This window comes from Ruegeria sp. AK4, assembly GCF_056541025.1.
In genome coordinates, this window is sequence record NZ_JBQFXS010000007.1 from 1 (window position 1) to 18,420 (window position 18,420).

At 54.7% G+C, this 18,420-nt stretch carries 12 protein-coding genes; 6 read left to right on the forward strand and 6 right to left on the reverse strand.

Annotated features, from left to right (window positions below; genetic code table 11):
- Positions 1 to 249: 249 nt before the first annotated feature.
- A complete protein-coding gene (locus tag ACR0EZ_RS13825; RefSeq protein ID WP_480613948.1) occupies positions 250 to 1,749 on the forward strand; it encodes a ShlB/FhaC/HecB family hemolysin secretion/activation protein in 1,500 nt (499 codons plus the stop codon).
- A gap of 1,885 nt (positions 1,750 to 3,634) precedes the next feature.
- Here the strand turns inward: ACR0EZ_RS13825 and ACR0EZ_RS13830 are convergent.
- The 5 genes from ACR0EZ_RS13830 to ACR0EZ_RS13850 all read right to left on the reverse strand — a co-directional run bounded on the left by ACR0EZ_RS13830 (position 3,635) and on the right by ACR0EZ_RS13850 (position 11,295).
- Entirely contained in the window at positions 3,635 to 5,245 is a 1,611-nt protein-coding gene (locus tag ACR0EZ_RS13830; RefSeq protein WP_480613949.1) for a GMC family oxidoreductase, read from the reverse strand.
- A gap of 852 nt (positions 5,246 to 6,097) precedes the next feature.
- Positions 6,098 to 6,340, reverse strand: coding sequence for a hypothetical protein (locus tag ACR0EZ_RS13835; RefSeq protein ID WP_480613950.1), 243 nt, complete (start codon positions 6,338 to 6,340; stop codon positions 6,098 to 6,100).
- Between the two features lie 757 nt (positions 6,341 to 7,097).
- Positions 7,098 to 8,810: an AMP-binding protein gene (locus ACR0EZ_RS13840; protein WP_480614473.1), complete on the reverse strand. Its 1,713-nt coding sequence runs from the start codon at positions 8,808 to 8,810 to the stop codon at positions 7,098 to 7,100.
- Positions 8,807 to 9,712: a CobW family GTP-binding protein gene (locus ACR0EZ_RS13845; RefSeq protein ID WP_480613951.1), complete on the reverse strand. Its 906-nt coding sequence runs from the start codon at positions 9,710 to 9,712 to the stop codon at positions 8,807 to 8,809. The genes ACR0EZ_RS13840 and ACR0EZ_RS13845 overlap by 4 nt, the downstream gene beginning before the upstream one ends.
- Positions 9,709 to 11,295 carry an amidohydrolase gene (locus ACR0EZ_RS13850; RefSeq protein ID WP_480613952.1) on the reverse strand — a complete coding sequence of 529 codons (1,587 nt, stop codon included), beginning with the start codon at positions 11,293 to 11,295 and terminating at the stop codon, positions 9,709 to 9,711. The genes ACR0EZ_RS13845 and ACR0EZ_RS13850 overlap by 4 nt, the downstream gene beginning before the upstream one ends.
- On the opposite strand from ACR0EZ_RS13850, the gene ACR0EZ_RS13855 reads away from it, so the two are divergent.
- The 5 genes from ACR0EZ_RS13855 to ACR0EZ_RS13875 all read left to right on the forward strand — a co-directional run bounded on the left by ACR0EZ_RS13855 (position 11,294) and on the right by ACR0EZ_RS13875 (position 17,017).
- Complete coding sequence (locus tag ACR0EZ_RS13855) at positions 11,294 to 12,367, forward strand: LysR substrate-binding domain-containing protein (protein ID WP_480613953.1); 1,074 nt, start codon at positions 11,294 to 11,296, stop codon at positions 12,365 to 12,367. The genes ACR0EZ_RS13850 and ACR0EZ_RS13855 overlap by 2 nt on opposite strands.
- 141 nt (positions 12,368 to 12,508) lie before the next feature.
- Positions 12,509 to 13,507, forward strand: a complete 999-nt coding sequence (locus tag ACR0EZ_RS13860) for a TRAP transporter substrate-binding protein (RefSeq protein WP_480613954.1) — start codon at positions 12,509 to 12,511, stop codon at positions 13,505 to 13,507.
- 68 nt (positions 13,508 to 13,575) lie between these two features.
- Entirely contained in the window at positions 13,576 to 14,115 is a 540-nt protein-coding gene (locus ACR0EZ_RS13865; RefSeq protein ID WP_480613955.1) for a TRAP transporter small permease, read from the forward strand.
- Entirely contained in the window at positions 14,112 to 15,401 is a 1,290-nt protein-coding gene (locus tag ACR0EZ_RS13870) for a TRAP transporter large permease (RefSeq protein WP_480613956.1), read from the forward strand. The genes ACR0EZ_RS13865 and ACR0EZ_RS13870 overlap by 4 nt, the downstream gene beginning before the upstream one ends.
- A complete protein-coding gene (locus ACR0EZ_RS13875) occupies positions 15,398 to 17,017 on the forward strand; it encodes an N-acyl-D-amino-acid deacylase family protein (RefSeq protein ID WP_480613957.1) in 1,620 nt (539 codons plus the stop codon). Before ACR0EZ_RS13870 ends, ACR0EZ_RS13875 begins: the two co-directional genes overlap by 4 nt.
- 490 nt (positions 17,018 to 17,507) lie before the next feature.
- Here ACR0EZ_RS13875 and ACR0EZ_RS13880 read toward each other — a convergent pair whose 3' ends face one another.
- A complete protein-coding gene (locus ACR0EZ_RS13880; RefSeq protein ID WP_480613958.1) occupies positions 17,508 to 18,212 on the reverse strand; it encodes an SDR family NAD(P)-dependent oxidoreductase in 705 nt (234 codons plus the stop codon).
- Positions 18,213 to 18,420 lie beyond the last annotated feature (208 nt).

Below are 18,420 nucleotides of genomic sequence, written 5' to 3' on the forward strand. Positions count from 1 at the left end.
CCGGCGCGCTTGCCCAAAACAACGACGACGAATATGAAAACCAAACCCGCAGACTCTCGTTATGAATGAGGGAGCCTCGGGGGGCAGGTCATGTTTCTTAAAAACATCACCCATCAATACATTCGAGTAGCGTCAGGTTCACACATGCGAACCACATAATAACATTGGACTTCAACATGCTCAGTCACTTTAAGGTTGTCAAAAATGCGCGTATTCAGATCAGTTGTTTTTGCGATCATTTGCACTCTTGTGGCCACTGCATCAGTTCCAAGAAGTAGCATTGCCCAAACCTGGGACATCGCATCCCAGCACTCGGTCAGCGGCGTAACGGTGTATGATGCGGATGAGCTGTTAACTTTTGCCGGTCAGTTGGCCTTTGATCGATCAGGGCGCATTACAGCGGTGGAGGTCGCATCAACGATCACTCAGATCTACCGAGAAGACGGCTACTTCTTGGCTGAGGCGTGGCCTGGTCCCGATGGGCAGAGCATAGTTGTTGATGAAGGGCGCATTCAAACCATCGAAATTGAAGGCGTAGATACTCGCACGTTCAAAACACTAGAGAAGATTTTTCAGCCCCTCACCACCGCATATCCAATAACTCTCAAACGATTTGAGCGGGCGGTTATGCTAGCCGAGGACATACCCGATTTGGACGTGTCGACCGAACTTGATTACCCGGATCAGGCTGGTGCTCGGCTGAGGGTATTGGGAGAACCTCTGCGCAAACAAGCCGGTAGTGCGACACTCGACAACCCTCCGCGTGAGCTTGGAGAAGCGCTCAGCTTCTATGTCGTACAAGAGTTTTATTCAACGCTGACCGTCGGGGATTTGCTGCGATTTGAGGGATCAGGCAATTACAATTGGGACAAAGACGATGAACACTCTTTATGGGGCGCTCTTACCTATCGCACGCCGCTGAACAGCAATGGTCTGTACGGTGAGATCTTCTACGGGAACATAAACGCAAAACGTGACCTCTCGGGGGACTTTGCGAGAACAGATATTGACGGCGAGAACTTCACAGTCGCGATGGGTTACCCCGTGATCCGCGATGTGGCCCGTTATGGGTATCTTCTGTTGGACTATCGCCTTTCAAAAGCGGACTCAGTCAGTGGTGGCGTTCCACTATCCAGTGACGCGAGTGTCGTTGGCCTTACATATCTTTACGGGCAAAACTATCCAAAGGGACAAGCTCTGGAAGCGGGGCTAACCTTATCTTTTGGTGACAATGACAACGACACGACAGACGCGAATTTTGACGACGGGGACTCTTCGTTCTGGCATCTACGAGGCGGCGTCGGATACGAAAGCCCGCTAACGGGCTTGTCTCCCAACACAGCTTGGCGAACCGAGATCTGGGGGCAGTACACAACAGACCGGCTGCCCTCGGTCGAAGAGTACTTCCTTGGTGATCGTTATGCTTTGCGCGGATATCGTTTTGACGAAGTGGATGGCGATTCCGGGATTTCCGCGATTTTCGAAGTGTCTCATTCCTACTTCCCCAGTTCCCAGAGCATACATCGCTTAACGCCCTTTGCCTTTTTCGACGTGGGTTACATCTCGAACAATGACCCTGCGAGTTTCGAAGTTGATAATGCTACACTGGCGTCGACAGGTCTGGGTTTGGACATTGAGTTTAAGAAAAATCTATTTCTGTCCGGATATGTCGGTGTCCCTTTGAGAGACGGCCCTTTGACCGACTCTGGCGATCCTGGCGCGTATCTTGCTCTGACAACAAGTTGGTGAGAATGTTATGAAACTGAACCGAATTGCTGTACTTACCGCAACTTGTCTAATTACAGAACTGGCCGTTACTCAGGTCTTTGCCCGCGGAAATCACTACGGGTGGTGCCGAGGTGTAGGGAACCCACACCAGTCGAGCCAAGGGTGCGGGCAGGCTGGTGGGCAAGGGGCAGGTAATCAAGTTACTGGCCCAACTCAGCCGGTGGCAAATCAGTTGCCGCCTAAGGGAACGCAGCAAACGCCCACGTCCGTTACTGTTCCAGTCCTTGCGCCGGGCGCGGTCCCGAACGCAATTCCCGGTCAGGTTCCTATTGCGACACCGATAGCGGTTCCTGGTCAGGTTCCCACGCCGGTAGTAGCGCCAACTCTAGCTCCGCCTTTGGCACCAAACGCGACACCAAACCGGGTTCCGACAGCCGTTCCCAATCAGGTTCCACCATTGGTCGCCGGTCCTACCGCGGTGCCGTCGCAAGTTCCGACTGCAACTCCCAATCAAGTTCCGGTCGCTACCCCTGGCCAGGTTCCGCCTCAACCCACCGGCCCAACAGCGGTGCCGCCACTTGTGCCCACCGCAACACCAAACCAAATACCAGTCGCAGTTCCTGGTCAGGTCCCACCTCAGCCCACTGGACAAACTGCTGTGCCACCGCTCGTCCCAACTGCAACACCAAACCAGATTCCGGTCGCAGTGCCCGGCCGTGTTCCGCAACCCAGCGGTACTACGGCGACACCACCGCTTGTCCCAACCGCAACCCCCAATCAGGTTCCCACGGCGGTTCCTGGCCAGGTTCCACAGTTGACACCAAAACCGACGGCAACTCACGTGGCAGTCCCAGGGCATCCGAAGCCACAAGGCGTCGTGACAATCATGCGCCCTAAGCCGAGGCCGACAACCGGTACTGTCCAGCAACCTGGCACAACACAAGTGACCCACCATCTAACGCACCAAAGCAATGCGAAGAAACACGATCACGTCGCAGCAACACCTGGACGACATGACCCGCACGACCTACCGAGATTCCGCAACGCGGCGGCCAAGGAAGACTGGGAATGCGTTGCCAGCGGATTTGGACAGCGCCGTTATGATGCTGGGCGAGGCGTGTTGCTGAACAACGGAGCGTTACGGCACCTGGGAAACGTGGACGCAATGGCACGGGATGTGCCTGCAAGGCATCCAAAACATTCTGGATGCATTATTTCGGTCAAACGAAAGCAGCGCTGAAGCTCGCATGGTAGGTTTTGCTCGGACAATGAGATTAGTCGACCAATAGTTCGTCAATTGTCATCTGGATAATTGGATTTCGTATTGCCCATATTCCCTGGCGTTTACGTTGGCTGACGTAGCCCAAAAATGCTCTGTACCTAAATTTGCCTCAATTAGGACAACAATCTAAAGTGCCGCACTTCCAAGAAGAGCCTCCGACCATCTGGGACGGTCAGGTCGGGCAAGCGAAACGTTGAACGGCAACTTTGCAAAGTCAGCTTTCTGCGCATAGCCGCCGTCGGTTGATCGCGCAGCATCGGTCACAATGGGCTCGAAGCGGACATCCACCGAAACGCGGCGAATGTCTGGTTTGCGGACAAAGCGAACCTTCGTTGTATACGCCCCAATGTCTGCTTCCAGACATCTGAAAAGAAACGGGCGTTTTATGATCCATAGGTACTGGCAGGGGGATTATGGCCTGTGTGCGGAATAAGAGACGGAGGTAAACCGATACTGATGTTTGATCTGCAACAAGTGGGAGCAGACATTCTGCCAATGGTGGGCATTCTGATATCTCGTATCAGCCAGGCGGTTGTGTTTACTTTCCGAAAGCATTTTATTGCAGATTTATGCTGCATCCCGGATTACCTCGCGCGGTAGTCACGTTTCTTGTCATGGCCCAACTTAAGTAGTTGAAATTTGAACACGGATAGATTTGGCTGCCCTGTGTCCGATCATCATGCTCGGAGCATTTGTATTTGCCGAAGTGATTTTTGGCATGATCGAGGCGTCGGCCACCCAAAGGCCATCAATACCCTTAACGTTCAGATCTGGCGTGATTGGGTTTGTACCATCAACTCCCATGCTAATCGTTCCTACTGGGTGGTAAGCCGTTCCGCAGTGAGATCGCACATAATCAGCAATCTGTGCGTCAGTAACCACACACTCACCCGGATATACCTCCGGTGCTGACATATACTCAAACGGCGCGGCAGCAAGAACATGCCGCAATTTCTTTATTCCTTTGACCAGAACAGCAACGTCGGCAGGATCGGAAAGGATGCCAAGATCGATCTCGGGCGAAATGCGCGGGTCCTTTGATACCAGTGAAAGTTGGCCTCGCGACAAGGGTCGACACACGCCAACATCCGCAAAGTAGCCCGAACCAAGTGTGATCGAACGGCCTTTATGACCCATCATATAAGGAATGAAGTGGGTCTGTACGTCCGGCCTGATGTCGCCATCCGGCCCTGGGGGCATCGCACGAAAGAATGCACCGGCCTCAACGAAATTGGATGTCATGCGGCCCCGCCGCTGCAAGAGCCAGTGGAAGGGTGAAACTGCCCAGGCCAGAGCCTGGTTCGCCGTCAGGCCGTAGCCGGAGTTTGGTCCCTTGTGATGAACGCCGCAAGCTGGATGGTCGTGCAAGTTTTTGCCTACCCCCGGCGCATTTACTTGGACGTTGATACCAAGTTCTTGGAGATGAGCGGCTGGGCCGACGCCAGATCGCATCAGAATCGCGGGTGACCCAATGCTTCCAGCGCTTAGGATAATACCGCACCGTGCGGTGACAATCCTTCGGTCTACGAGAACAACGTGTCTGGCGCGATCTACTTCAAATTCAATCCGATCGACATTGGCTCCCGTTATCGTTTCCAATCGGCCGGTCTGTTTTGCAGGGCGAAGAAAAGCGTCCGCTGCGGACCAACGCCGGCCGTTTCGCATATTTGTGTGAAAGACGCCTGCACTTTCGTGTTCCGGTGTAGGAGGCGCAAAGCCATTCGAACCAAACGATCGACCGAATGCCTCAGAAATTGGATGCGGCTCCGGTAGTCTGCGCGGTTCAATACGGGCTTCGACCTCTTCGAAGTCCTGTTCGACGTCCGACCACGACCATCCTGGCACCGACCAGTTGTCAAAATCGTCATGACGACCGCGAAACCAGACCATCGAGTTGATCGAGCTGGACCCACCCAGCATTCGGCCGCGGTTAACGTCCAGAATACGATTTGCCGCGCCAGGTTGGGACTTCGATTTGAATTTCCAGTCCCGGCTGCTCCCCATTGTGTAAAGAAGCCCAAACGGTATTTTCACCTGCGGGACGGCATCCGTGGGCCCGGCTTCCAAAACGCATACCGTCCCAATATTCGCTTCGGCGAGGCCGCTAGCTACTGCACAGCCCGCTGACCCCGCGCCAACAACCACAAAGTCAAACTCCAAAACCCAGCTCCTGATTTGATCTGTAACTCTTGAAAATTGCCAATTATTCGGCAATCCGGCTAACAAGCTGATCACCTACTACTTCAAGTTCGAATACGTTTGCAACTTTTTTCAGATTTGCCGGACTGGAGAAGACTTCTGCTCGTGGGTGGTTGGCTTGGTCAGAACTGATATAGTTATTTTTCTTTTTGCTACGTTTTTCAATTCCAATATTGGTCGGAATGCATACTCATGCAAAAAGATCCGAGACTAAGGTTCAACTACACGTTCAACAAGATGCTTTGATCATCCACTTGCGATACGAACCCAAGGTCTCAAACGGGCTCGTTCCAAGCCTTCTCTAGATAGTAGGATGTGCCAAAACTCAACCGTGTGTGTCACCGGCGGTAACGGTCATTTTTGTCCCTCATAACCGCCCGGACAGAATCCCTGAAATATCTTGTGCCGCAAACCCTTGGCAAAACCGCATCTGGTTTTGTCACGTTATTGGCCACCCTTGAAGAGCAGACGTCAGTGCGATGCGCAGCATCGGTCGAAGTGGGCTCACATCGGACCTTCGCCGCGATCTGTACCAAGGGCCGGTCTGGTTTGGATCGACTTTCGCTGCACGCCGCATGAATAGGCAACACTCGGACAAAGCGGCTATTGGTCAAAACCAGAGTAGGTATTATTCAAAAAAGAGTTTGGAAGAGAGGGCGCGTTAGGGAATTAGTTTTGTGGACGTTCGCCAAAGGCCAAATCCAGCTCCCGCAACCAAACTTTCCACAATGAGAACCGGCGCGGCCTCACCGTCGGTGCTATCAGTCAAAGCCAAAATAAATGGCTTGAGGTTCTTTACTCGTTAGTTTTGTGATGCTGGTAGCCAAACGATACCGCGAAAAGAAGGGGCGCACAGCAGCGTGCCCCTTCCTTTGGGCGTTGTCGTCGCTAGCCAGTCACGCCGATCTGAGGGCAGTTCTTCGCCTGCATGGCTTGCGTGATGGCATCGTAGTTCCCTTTAGCCTGGGCCAACTGGTCGGCGTGATCCTGCGTCGCGGCTAGTGCGAACGCAGCAGGCCAGAACAGGACAAGTGTAACACCGGTGATGACCGCATCATTCGTCGATGATTTTTTCTGATCCGCCGTCAACTTGTTGACGTTGCTCGCAATCTGGTTGCGCTCTGCGTGCAACTGCTGGCACGAACGTCCATCGAAGATCGCAGGGCTGACATACGTGGCCCCGACTTTGTCCGGTCACTGCGCACAAGCGGCGACAAATGGTAGCAGGGCAACAGTTGCGATAAACCTGCGCATGAAATACTCCTTTACATACAAGCGGTTGTGGTCCGGAGACACCACGGGAATGCGGCAGCACTATGGCGATCTCAATCCTTACTGATGACATTGCAAGTGTATTTAGGGGTGTCGCTCGCCTGCATTTTTGCAGCGCGCAGGTTCGATATTCGCGCCGACATTTCCCATAGATTTGCACTTCGAAAGCAAGCGACCGACCCAAGGGGGCGAACGCCTTAGTACTAGTCACGTTAAGCCTCAAATTGAAGCCGGAACGGAGTCCGCCGTCAGCAAATTCTAGCAAGCCATTGATCTTGAGTCTTATCGTGCAATGCACGGTCATTGGCATCTCAAGAGCAGTGGTTTGCGCCGCAGGCGGCGAATTCGTGGTCTTAGCCCATGCCTTCCGAATGCTGCGCGATGCCTAAATAGCGGCTAAGCGTCGAAAAGCAGACATCATTCGCTACTAAGGCGGCACAAACTTAACATCGAAACGAATTGTCAGCTTCGCAAGGCGACCTATCCAATGCTGACATTGGTATAAGGAAAGAACGCTTAAACAGAGATGCTTGTTGGTCCTCGAACGCGCTGCGTAGTGTCCATACCGATGCGCCAAAACCTACGATGCGCCGCCGTTCATTCAGATCACTTCGTTTTATGACGGGCGGCTCACGGCCCAACTCGCCTCGGTCTGTTCCCGCATGATGAACTTCTGAGGTTTGCCAGTGACAGTCATTGGAAATTCGGAAACTTGCCGGATATGAGCCGGAATCTTGTAGTGCGCGATTTGGTTTTTGCAGAAATTGCGAAGGTCCTCTTCATCCAAAGCGACTTGACTTCGCCCTATAACCCAGGCGGCAACGATTTCGCCAAATTTAGGGTCGCTGACACCAAACACTTGGGCGTCCACAATGTCCGGATGTGTCAGCAAAAACTCTTCGATCTCGCGCGGATAGATGTTCTCGCCCCCGCGAATGATCATATCCTTGAGCCGTCCGGTGATGCGGCAAAATCCGTTTTCGTCCAAAATTGCCAGATCACCCGTATGCATCCAGCCGTCCTGAATGCTCTCGGCGGTCTTTTCGTCGTCGGACCAATAGCCTGCCATGACCGAGTAGCCCCTTGTGCATAGCTCTCCCGGAACGCCGACTGGTGTGGTGGCGCCCTCTGCATCAACGATTTTGACCTCGAGATGCGGCATAATCCGGCCCACGGTTTCGCATCGCTTTTCCAGCGGATCGGTTGTGAAACTCTGAAAGGAAACCGGCGAGGTTTCGGTCATGCCATAAGCTATCGTCACCTCCTTCATGCTCATCTGATCCTGCACACGACGCATGATTTCAACCGGGCAAAGCGAGCCTGCCATGATACCTGTGCGCATATTCGAAAGGTCGCGGCGTTGCTGGTCCAGTGCCTCAAGCATGGCCACAAACATTGTGGGTACACCGTAAAGCGCGGTGCAGCGTTCTGCGGCAAGTGTATCGAGTGTTTTGCTCGGCTCGAACGCTTCTCCTGAGAATACCATTGTTGCGCCTTTGCTGACCACGCCCAGAACGCCCATCACCATTCCGAAACAATGATAGAGCGGCACGGGAATGCACAACCGATCCGCGTCGGTCATGTTGATACGATCCGTGACCGACCGGGCATTGTTGACGATATTGAAATGAGAAAGCGTGGCACCCTTTGGCTGCCCGGTCGTACCAGAGGTAAACTGGATATTGATGGGATCTTCGGGCGCCAGAGTTCCGGTAATCTGGTCAAGCTTGGCCTGGCCATGGGTATCTGGCGGTTGGAGCAACTGATTGAACCCGATCATTCCTTCAGGCGGAGAGTCGGTCATGGCAATGACCGACCGCAACTCGGGCAACCGCGCGGCCTGCAAGGCGCCGGGGTCTGATATGGCCAACTCAGGAGCCAATTCCGAGATCATCCCAAGATAGTCGGAGGATTTGAACCGGTCCGCCAACACCAGTGCCCGGCACCCCACTTTGTTCAGTGCGTATTCAAGTTCGGATAACCGATAGGCGGGGTTTATATTCACCAAGATGACCCCAATGCGTGCGGTCGCGAATTGCGTCAGCACCCATTCGAGCCGGTTGGGCGACCACAAACCCAGCCTGTCACCCTTTTCCAATCCAAGCGCGTGAAGTCCCAGCGCCAATTCGTCGACTCTTTGGGCAAAATCTTTGTAGCTCAGCCGCGCTCCGCCATCAGTAAAAACGCAACATTCTTTGTCACCGTGAGTGGTAACAGCAGCACGAAGCAAGTCGGGAATCGTAATGTGCTGCAGCGAAGGTTGGTTTGCGCCCCTGACATGGGACCGGTTGTTGAGCGGGGCAAGATCACTGTTGGAATCTGGGGTCATTGGGGTTGCTCCTGCAATTTCAAAGCTGGTCGCGCCAATAGTCGCCTTTCCCAACGGGCGCATTCATGTTCACCAAGGGATTGGGCAAGACCAATGCCAATCAGGGTGCTGAGTTCCGGCTGCGCGGTAGGGCTCAAACGTATGTCAAGCCCGACGACCTGCACCAAAATGCCGGTGCCGCTTTGCCCCCTGAGGTGCCCCTTTACCCGGAACAGCGCGTCGGGACGTGATGCCAATGCATTGGCCAGATGCCTGGGGTCGAAACTCCGGTCACTTAAGTGGGACCATTTGGTATAGGCAGCGTGCGGTCGGCTTGCGGCCTCTTCCAGAACGGCATCCGGTAACAGGATCGAGGAAAAATCAAGCTCTGCGGCAGACACAACCTGAGCTTTGGGATTCAGAGCGGACAAGCACTGTCGCAATGATGACGTCACAGGAGACTTGGCGACGGCCAGAAGATCAGCGTTCGATATCTGACCTTCAATTTGTGGCGCTATCCTCGTGTCGCCAAGCAAGTCGGCAATCTGATCGCCGTCCACAACGGTGACGATTCCCGCGTAAGCCAGTTCAGGTTCGGCGCGGGCTACTTGCGCAATGCGGGCCGGGTCCGCGATTCCGCTGGCTTCAATCAACAGATGATCCGGTCTTGGATGACGGTCCAGCACGTCACCAACGGCCATGAAAAGATCCGCCCCCATGGTGCAGCAGACGCAGCCATTGGCCAGTTCGATGGTATCTTCATCGGCAGAGATCAGCAGGGTCGCGTCAATGTTGATCGCGCCGAAATCATTAACAAGAACAAGGATGCGTAACCCGTGATCTTCAGACAAAAGGCGATTGATCAGTGTGGTTTTCCCAGCGCCGAGATACCCTCCGATGACCGAAAGCGGTAGCGTGTTCATGGCCTGTGCACCTCGCCACCAAGAACAGTGCCCAACACCTCGATATCTTTCAGAATCGTGCTGTCGACCTGCGTAGGATCTTGATTCAGAAGCACAAAATCTGCCATCTTGCCCACCTGAATCGAGCCGATTTCACCATCCATCTTCAGGGTCTGCGCAGCACCCAATGTGATTGCGTACAGGGCCTCTTCAACCGATATTTTTTGCGCCGCGCCAAGAATCTGGCCGCTCATCGTCAGGCGATTGACAGCGCACCATGCGGTGAACAACGGGGCCATAGGTGTAACCGGGGCATCGGAATGAATGGTTGTTATCACACCGGCGTCCAGACTGTCGCGCACCGCATCCATTGCATGCGCCCTTTCCGGGCCGATTGTGAGAGCTGCGTGCTGGTCGCCAAAATACCAAAGGTGATTTGCGAATATGTTGCACGCCACCCCCAATTCGGCGGCGCGGCAGAACAGGGCGGCGTCCATCATCTGGCAATGCTGCAAGACATGGCGTGCGCCCGGCCAGGGGTGTTTCCGCGCCGCTGCTTCCAGCGCATCCAGCGATACTTCGGCAGCCTCATCGCCATTGACATGAATGTGCATCTGCACGCCGTTTTTCTGCATCTCTTCGCAGAGCTGATAGATTAGTTCAGGCGGCGTATTCCAGATCCCGTTCGGTTGCCCGCCGACATATCCCGGCGCGCGCACGCGGGCTGTCCAGCCCTGAATGGACCCGTCCGTCATTAGCTTAACCGATCCCAGACGCAATTTGTCGGTTGAGGCCTTGCGCAGGCTCAGCGCATTGGCCGCAATATCGGCAGGGGTCGCACCCATGGCGCCCACCGCCGGGATCAGCCGAACGGGAAAGTCGGGTCGCGCTGTGACGTTTGTCAATCGTTGAACATCATGCTCATCCAGCGTCGCAAAAAGGTCCGTAACTGTTGTGACACCCGCCCGGAGACATACCTGTCCGTAGGTGGTCAAGGCCTCTTCGGTTTGCGTCAGCGCGCGAAAATCGATCCCCATGCGCCGCATGACCGGAAACATCGCGGCCATCTCCTGCAACTCGCCACTCGGTTCGCCGTCATCGTTCCTGATAACGCCTTCCAGGTTGGTCGTTGCGTCATAACCGGCCAATGCGAGCGCAGGGCTGTTTGCGCAGAGCAGGTGGAAGTTTGAAAAGATAATCGCAATCGGACGATCCGTGCTGACCTGATCAAGATGTTTGCGCCCGAGCCGCTCACTGGCCAGAAAAATCGGATCGAAGCCCCAACCGACAAGCGGCTCGCCCGGCGCAAGTGTCGCTTCGAACTGCTTCAACCGAGCGATGACCTGATTAATGTCCGTCATCCCCTTGTGCAGTTTGCCCGCTGGGTCGATCCGATCATGAAAGCCGCAATAGGCATAAGACCACATCGCGCCTGCCATCAGATGCGCGTGACCTTCGACAAATCCTGGCATCAAGATGCTGTCCGACAGGTCGACGGTTTCCTCTGCTCCGCCCCAGATATCGGCACAATCGGCTCCGCCCACCGCCAAAATCCGACCATCCCGCACAGCGACATGTGAGGCTCGAGGCTGAGTTCTGTCCATGGTCAGTATTGATTTTGCAGCGAAAAGGGTTGTCTTAGCCATTGTTAACCTGTCGATCTTCTTTACAGCTATCCAAGCTTGGAAGCCGGGAAAAATAGAATTAGTGTTGGACTATCCGGCAAAAAATGATGGTTATCCAGTGCGGTTCTCGATCAAACAACTGACTTACTTCGACGCGGCACTTCGCACGGGGTCGATTGCAAAGGCGTCGACCGACGTGAATATTTCGCAGTCTTCGATCACGGCCGCCATCGACATAATCGAGGAAACAACTGGGGCCGAACTGCTGCGCCGAATGCCGGCCAAGGGGATCGTGCCGACCGACAAGGGCCTGGAAGTCGGAGCACGCATTCGCGACTTTCTCGAACAGGCCCGCATATTCGAAGCAGACTTACTGACGTTGACGGGTGATCCTGCGGGAACCTTGCGGCTTGGGTGCTATGCGCCCACCGCCCCGTATGTATTGCCGCCTATCCTGAAAAGGATTTCGCAGGACTATCCGCAGATCCGGGTCGAGATCAAGGAAGGCGATATGGTTTCTATCATTGAGTACCTGAACGCCGGGGTTGTCGATCTTGCACTGACCTATCGGCGCGCGGCTCCGAAGGCGCAGCCCTTTCTTCCCATGTTCGAAGCGAAGCCAATTGCCATGATACCGGATGTCTCGCCTTTGGCGCGGAAAAAAGAGATCGCATTATCCGAGCTGGCTGACCTGCCGATGATTCTGCTCGATCTGCCCGGGGCCCCCAGTTACTTTGAAAGTCTTTTCGCGGCCGAAGGGCTTTCCTTCAATGTAGCGCATACCACCAAAAGCTCGTCCGTCTTGCGCGGTTTGGTTGGCGCAAACCTTGGGTATGCGGTGTTGAACATCTGTGGCCCACTGGACCGCAAGGGCCAGAATGGCTACGTGGCCAAGCCCATCAAGGGAGAACATGACTCACCGCATTACGGTGTCGCTTACACCGGTGCGGGCAAGCGCTCCTCGCTTGTCCAAAATGTGTTGAAGACCTGTCGCGAAATCGCCGAGCAGGATGGATTTGGGCATCTTTTGACACCGGACGCGATCGACTGACAGCTATCCACTAAAAAATAGAACAATAGTTCAGTAAAAGACTGTTTTGTGGGTTATAGCGGAGTAGCTAGTCTTCCAAATCATAAATACTGCCGGCTGACACCAGCCTGCGAGATAAAAAAATATCGCAAGGAGGACTACATGCTATTCAAACACTTGAAGAAAATGTCGATTTCAGCGGTGGCGCTCACGCTTACTGCAGCATCCGCATGGGCGGCTGACATTACGATGAATGTCGGATTCGGTGCCCCCGAGGATTCTATCTATGGCCGGTTCGGTGCCATTTTCCAGGAAAAGGTGGCCGAACACACCAATGGCAATATCGAGGTCAAGCTTCGCTGTTGTAACCAGATTTCCAGCGAAGATGAGGCCTTCAAGGCCATGCAGCTGGGCACTGTTGACGGGTTTTTCATCACCGCCAACAATATATCACCGCATTGGCCGATGATGGATGTTACCGTTCTGCCATATATCTTTCAGAACAAGGAACATCTTGACCGCGTTCTGAATGGTGATGTCGGGCAGATGATGAAGGACAAGTTGCAAGCCGATACCAGCGTGCATCTGCTTGCTTTCGGTCCGGCGCTCTATCGTGATTTCTACAATTCGGTTCGACCCGTGAATACAATGGCCGACATGAAGGGGCTGAAAGTCCGTGTTCCCAAGAACGAGGTAATGATCGCCACGTTTGAAGCCTTTGGTGCAAATCCCGTACCTCTGGCATGGTCGGAAACCCCAACGGCGCTGCAAACCGGAACGGTGGACGGTGGCGACAACGGAACTTCGTTCATCCGTGATATGAAGTTCTTTGAATTTGAGCCGCATCTGGTGATCCTTGAGCACTTCGTGGCTTTCGCGCCGCTTTTTGCCTCTGACACGTTCATGAGCAAGCTGAACGATGAACAGCGCGCGCAAATTCTGGCCGCCGCTGAAGATGCAGGTGCAACCTTTGCCGCTGAAGTCGCGAGCGAGACCGAAGAAATTCGCAACTGGCTGGCGACCGAAGGCGGAATGGCGCGGACAGACCCGGACCGGGCTGAATTTATCGCTGCGGCGCAAGGCGTTCAGCAGGAGTTCGCTGAAAAGCGCGGGCCGGAGTTCATCGCTTTGGTCGAGGCCATTCAGGCCGCGGCCCAATAAACCGCGATGCAAACAAAAAGGGCGCCAATCACGGTGCCCTTTTTCAGCGAAGATACCGGGAGGGGAACATGTCGGGCATCAGATGGCTCGGGCGGCATTTCGAAGAACTGATCTGTTGTACATGTCTGGCGATCATAGCTGTCGCTGTCTTTGCACAGGTCGTCGCCCGATATGTATTCGAAGTCGCCCTGCACTGGACGGAAGAAACGGCGGCAATCTGTATGGTTTGGGCGGTGTACACAGGCGCATCGCTTTGCGTCCGCGAACGTTTCCACATTCGCATTATGGTTGCCGTTCAGGCCCTGCCGCAGGGCATCGGAAAATACGTCATCTTCGTAGCGGATATTTTCTGGGCCTTCTTCTGCCTCTTCATGATGCGGATCAGCTGGGACTACCTCTACGTCTTCTGGCGCTTCCCAGAGACCAGCCCGAGTCTGGGTATCAACCAGTTTTACCCGCAGACCATCCTCGTGATCGGCTATGGCCTGATGCTGATCCGGTTGTTTCAGACCTATGTGGTCTGGTGGCAAGAGGGCAGAAATGGATTGCCGGGGATGCTTGAGGAAGAGTGGGAAACCACGACACAGGATCAGGAGCGTCCGCTATGAGCCCGTTGATGATTCTGGCTGTCGCCTTTGTCGTGCTGACGACCATGGGTGTGCCGCTGTTCGTTTCGGTGGGGCTGACCACCGCGTTGGCCCTCTTCCTGATCGACATACCCTATACATTGATTGCACAAACAGGCTACGGCAGTTTGACGCCGTTTCCGTTGCTGACAATTCCTCTCTTCGTTTTGGCCGGTCGTTTGATGGAGGTGGGTGGCATGGCGACCCGCATGATCGCCATCGCAACCAATCTTGTGGGGGCCTATCGCGGTTCGATGGGTCTGGTCACCGTTTTCGCGTGTATGCTTTTTGCCGCTCTTTCAGGGTCAGGACCCGCGACCACAGCCGCAATCGGCTCAGTCACCGTTCCCGCGATGAAACGGGACGGATACGACGTACCCTTCGCCGCTTCGATTACCGCCAGCGCAGGCGCGTTGGGCAGTCTCATACCGCCCTCAAACCTGCTGATTATCTATGGGCTGGTGTCGGAAACGTCGATCCCACGCCTGTTTCTGGCGGGCCTGATCCCAGGCGTGATGGTGACGTTTCTGTTGATGGTCACAACCTACATCATCGCCCGCAGGCGAGGTTACGGCGGCGACGGCGATCCGTTCTCGTGGCAGCCTTTCCTGAAAGCAGCGTGGGATGGCAAGTGGTCAATCGGTGCACCTGTCCTGATCCTTGGCGGCATCTATGGCGGGGCTTTCACGCCGACCGAGGCGGCAGGCGTCGCAGTTTTCTATGCATTGTTCGTTGGGCTGTTCGTCTATCGGGAACTTACCGTTAAAAAGGTAATTGAAGCTTTGCGCTTCACCGCGCTGTTGACCGGTATTCTGATCCTTCTGACGCCAACTCTGGCCTTCGGACAGCTGACGGCTTTCTATGACGTGCCCACGGCCGTACAGGAAGGCATCACGTCGCTGACCACCAACGTCTTTCTGGTCCTGCTGCTGATCGGGATTTTCTACATCTTTATTGGCACGTTTATGGAAAGCCTGGCGCAGATCGTCCTGTTCACCGCCGTCTTCCTGCCCCTGGTCTCCTCGCTTGGCGTCGATCCGGTAATGTTTGGTATCTTCACAGTAATCACCTGCGAAATCGGTTTTCTGACGCCACCTTTAGGAGCAAACCTGACAGTTGCAGCGCGCATTTCGGGTATTTCTATTGAGCGGATCTCGGTCGCTGTTCTGCCTTTCATTATGGCCTATGTTATCGGCATGGTGATCCTGATCTTCTTCCCGGATCTGACGACCTTCTTGCCCGACTGGTTGTACGGAGAGGCAAAATGACCAGTCACGACCTGATCCTGAAAGGCGGCACGATCCTTGATGGATCAGGCGCCGAGGGATTTGTCGGTGACCTTGCCATCAAAGGGGAAACCATCAGTGCGATCGAACGCGCGGATGAGTTGAATCTGCGTGATGCTGCGGAAGTGATTGACGTATCGGGGCTTGTGGTTGCCCCGGGGTTTATCGACATGCACACGCATTCAGATTTTACCCTCATCGCCGATGGCCGGGCCGAGAGTCAGGTGCATCAGGGTGTGACCACCGAAGTGATTGGCCAGTGCGGCATAAGCTGCGCCCCCGTCAATTCGCCAGAGGACATCCGGCGCGTGGCTCCCTGGTACACGGCAAAAGCCAAACACGACCAATGGCTGGGGTTCGGCGATTACCTCGATGTTCTGGACAAAACCGAGTTGGGCGTCAACGTGATGGCTTTTGTCGGGCACGGAACCGTTCATCGCGCTGTTTTGGGGGATGAGCTTCATCCAGGCAAAACAGCAGACATCGCGAAAATGGCGCGGCTTGTTGATAAATGCATGGATGAAGGAGCGGGCGGGTTTTCATCCGGTCTGGAGTATTTCCCGGGCTCGCTGGCATCACCCGAGCATTTGGTGCCAATGTGTGAAGTCGCGGCAAAATACAAGCGGCTTTATGCAACTCATGTGCGCAACCGCGACACGCAATATGATCTGGGTTTCGCCGAGGCTATCACAACGGCACAGAAATCTGGCGCCAAACTGCAGATCAGCCACATCCAGCCAAAATTCGGCGCGCCTGATCATGCCATGAACCATTCGCTTGAGATGATCGAACTGGCACGGCAGCAGGACGTAGACATTGCCTTTGACGTCATTCCCCATGACTGGAACCACACGCTGATGGTCGCCATTCTGCCCAAATGGGCCCAGGCGGGAACTCTGGACGACATTCTTGCACGTCTTGCCGACCCTGAATGCCGGGAAAAGATCAAGGCCAACCCGCAACCAATGTGGCTGATCGTCAAGGCCGAGAAGTGGTCTGACATCGTACTTCTGAATGCGACGGTCAACAAAGATATCGTTGGTGCGGATTTCGCCGAGATCGGTCGAATGCGCGGGTGCGATCCCTACGATGCAGTTCTGGATATCCTGTTGGAAGAGGGCGAAAATCTCATGGCCTGCATGTGGTCCTCGAAATCCTTTCGCGATTCAGACGTTGAACTGTGTCTAGAGCAACCTGAATGTGCCGTGATCTCGGACACGGTGGCGATTGCCAACGAGGGTATTCTGAAAGACCACGTCGGTTCGCTCTCAGGTTACGGGTGGGCCGCTCGTTTCCTGCAGTATTATGTTCGCGACCGAGGCGCTCTTACTCTGGCAGAAGGCGTTTCCAAACTGACCATGATACCGTCCAAACGCCTGGGTCTCAAAGACCGTGGTCAATTGAAACCGCGTCACAAGGCGGATATCTGCGTCTTTGACCAGGTCAATATCGCCAGCAACGCCACAGCCCGAAATCCGCGTCGATATGCTTCAGGTGTCGCTTATGTCTTGGTCAACGGGCAACTGTCCATGCGCGAAGGCAAACGAACCCGGGTAAACGCTGGTCAGGTGATACGCGAGTTCGCGGGATCAAGCTAGGAAACCATATCGGAGCTCAAATTGGCCTTATCGCCTTGGCGTTGCAAACAGTGACTCAGTACCGGTGCTCTGGCAGACTTTCCACCACCGTTTTCAGCCGCGCAGGAGGATTGATACCGTCTGAATACAATCGTGACTGAACGGCTAACGACGTTAGTCTTTCGATGAACGTCCGCTTTTTTCTCGGACGCTGGCCCTTTGTAGTAGCAGTGAACTCACGTTTCCCGCCCCGGGCGTTTGTTTTTGCTGTCGCAGCAGCACGCAAAGCGGACTTTGGTTTACAGAAGTGGAGTGGTAACTTTGTCCTTCGCTTTGTTGGTCTTACCAGGTTGCTGCGAAAGTATGGTTCCGGTTCGAGTCAAAACAACGCGTTCGAACGACCGGATTGGTGACGCACGTTGCATCGCAACAAAATCATGCTGCATCTGCGAAGCGCAAAAACTGAATGTCTGGAAAGTCCTGCTAAGCAGCCAGTAGATCGCCCATCCCTTCACCACTTCTCGCCGAATGGCCGAATATCGAGCTCGAACGTCCAAGCAGATTTGTCTTGATGCGCAATCATCAATGCCGTTTCCGCAATGCGCTGGGGATCGATAAAGAATTCGTCCGGCTCGTTTGGAGCGAAGTTCGTTCGGGTGTCTTCCGTGTCGATCACGCCGTCGATGACCAAATACGCAACGTGCACGCCTTTCGGACCCAGTTGCTTGGCAAGCGCGTTCGCCAATGTGCGTTGGGCGGACTTCGAGGGGGCAAACGCTGTTGTCCAGACGTTCCCCCGGAGCGCTGCAGTGGCCCCGGATACGATGATTGCACCGGAGCCACGTTCGCACATTTGAGGCCCCAAAGCCTTGGCGGCGGCGAAGAGACCCAGCGCTCCAACACGCCAACTTTGTTCGAACTGGAGCTCGGAAACATCGTCCAAAGCTCCAAACTGGGCGAGGTCTGCGTTGTAAATTACGACGTCGATGGGACCAAGATCGCTTTGCACGGATGTAAGAGCCCCCTTGAGATTGTCAGGGTCGCCCGCGTCGCATTTGTAGGTCCGAACCGATGTATCGGTCGCTTCCGCTCCGTCAAACCCCGCTCCCGACCTACTCAGCAGGCCAAGACTGTATCCGGCTTGATTGAAGGTCTCGGCATAAGCAGCTCCAAGACCCGGACCAAAGCCGATGATTGCACATACCTTACCCCCCATGGCGAAACCCTCCTCAAAGCATGTGGAACGCGGTCAATCCTATCACGAAGGGGCCTTGCAACATAGCGAACGGCAGCTTTGTCCGGGTAGTGTTGAAAAAGTCCGTTGATTGGATGGCCTTTCGCAGATTCGCTCGTTTTGAGAGTGGAGGGCAAGGCGGTGACCCTTGCGGCACGCCGGATGATCGACCGGATTACGGATCGATTTG

Coding starts and splice junctions, on each gene's coding strand:
- ACR0EZ_RS13840 (WP_480614473.1), bottom strand. CDS start 8,810: ATGACCCCAGATTCCAACAGTGATCTTGCCCCGCTCAACAACCGGTCC.
- ACR0EZ_RS13845 (WP_480613951.1), bottom strand. CDS start 9,712: ATGAACACGCTACCGCTTTCGGTCATCGGAGGGTATCTCGGCGCTGGG.
- ACR0EZ_RS13855 (WP_480613953.1), top strand. CDS start 11,294: ATGGTCAGTATTGATTTTGCAGCGAAAAGGGTTGTCTTAGCCATTGTT.
- ACR0EZ_RS13850 (WP_480613952.1), bottom strand. CDS start 11,295: ATGGACAGAACTCAGCCTCGAGCCTCACATGTCGCTGTGCGGGATGGT.
- ACR0EZ_RS13860 (WP_480613954.1), top strand. CDS start 12,509: ATGCTATTCAAACACTTGAAGAAAATGTCGATTTCAGCGGTGGCGCTC.
- ACR0EZ_RS13865 (WP_480613955.1), top strand. CDS start 13,576: ATGTCGGGCATCAGATGGCTCGGGCGGCATTTCGAAGAACTGATCTGT.
- ACR0EZ_RS13870 (WP_480613956.1), top strand. CDS start 14,112: ATGAGCCCGTTGATGATTCTGGCTGTCGCCTTTGTCGTGCTGACGACC.
- ACR0EZ_RS13875 (WP_480613957.1), top strand. CDS start 15,398: ATGACCAGTCACGACCTGATCCTGAAAGGCGGCACGATCCTTGATGGA.
- ACR0EZ_RS13880 (WP_480613958.1), bottom strand. CDS start 18,212: ATGGGGGGTAAGGTATGTGCAATCATCGGCTTTGGTCCGGGTCTTGGA.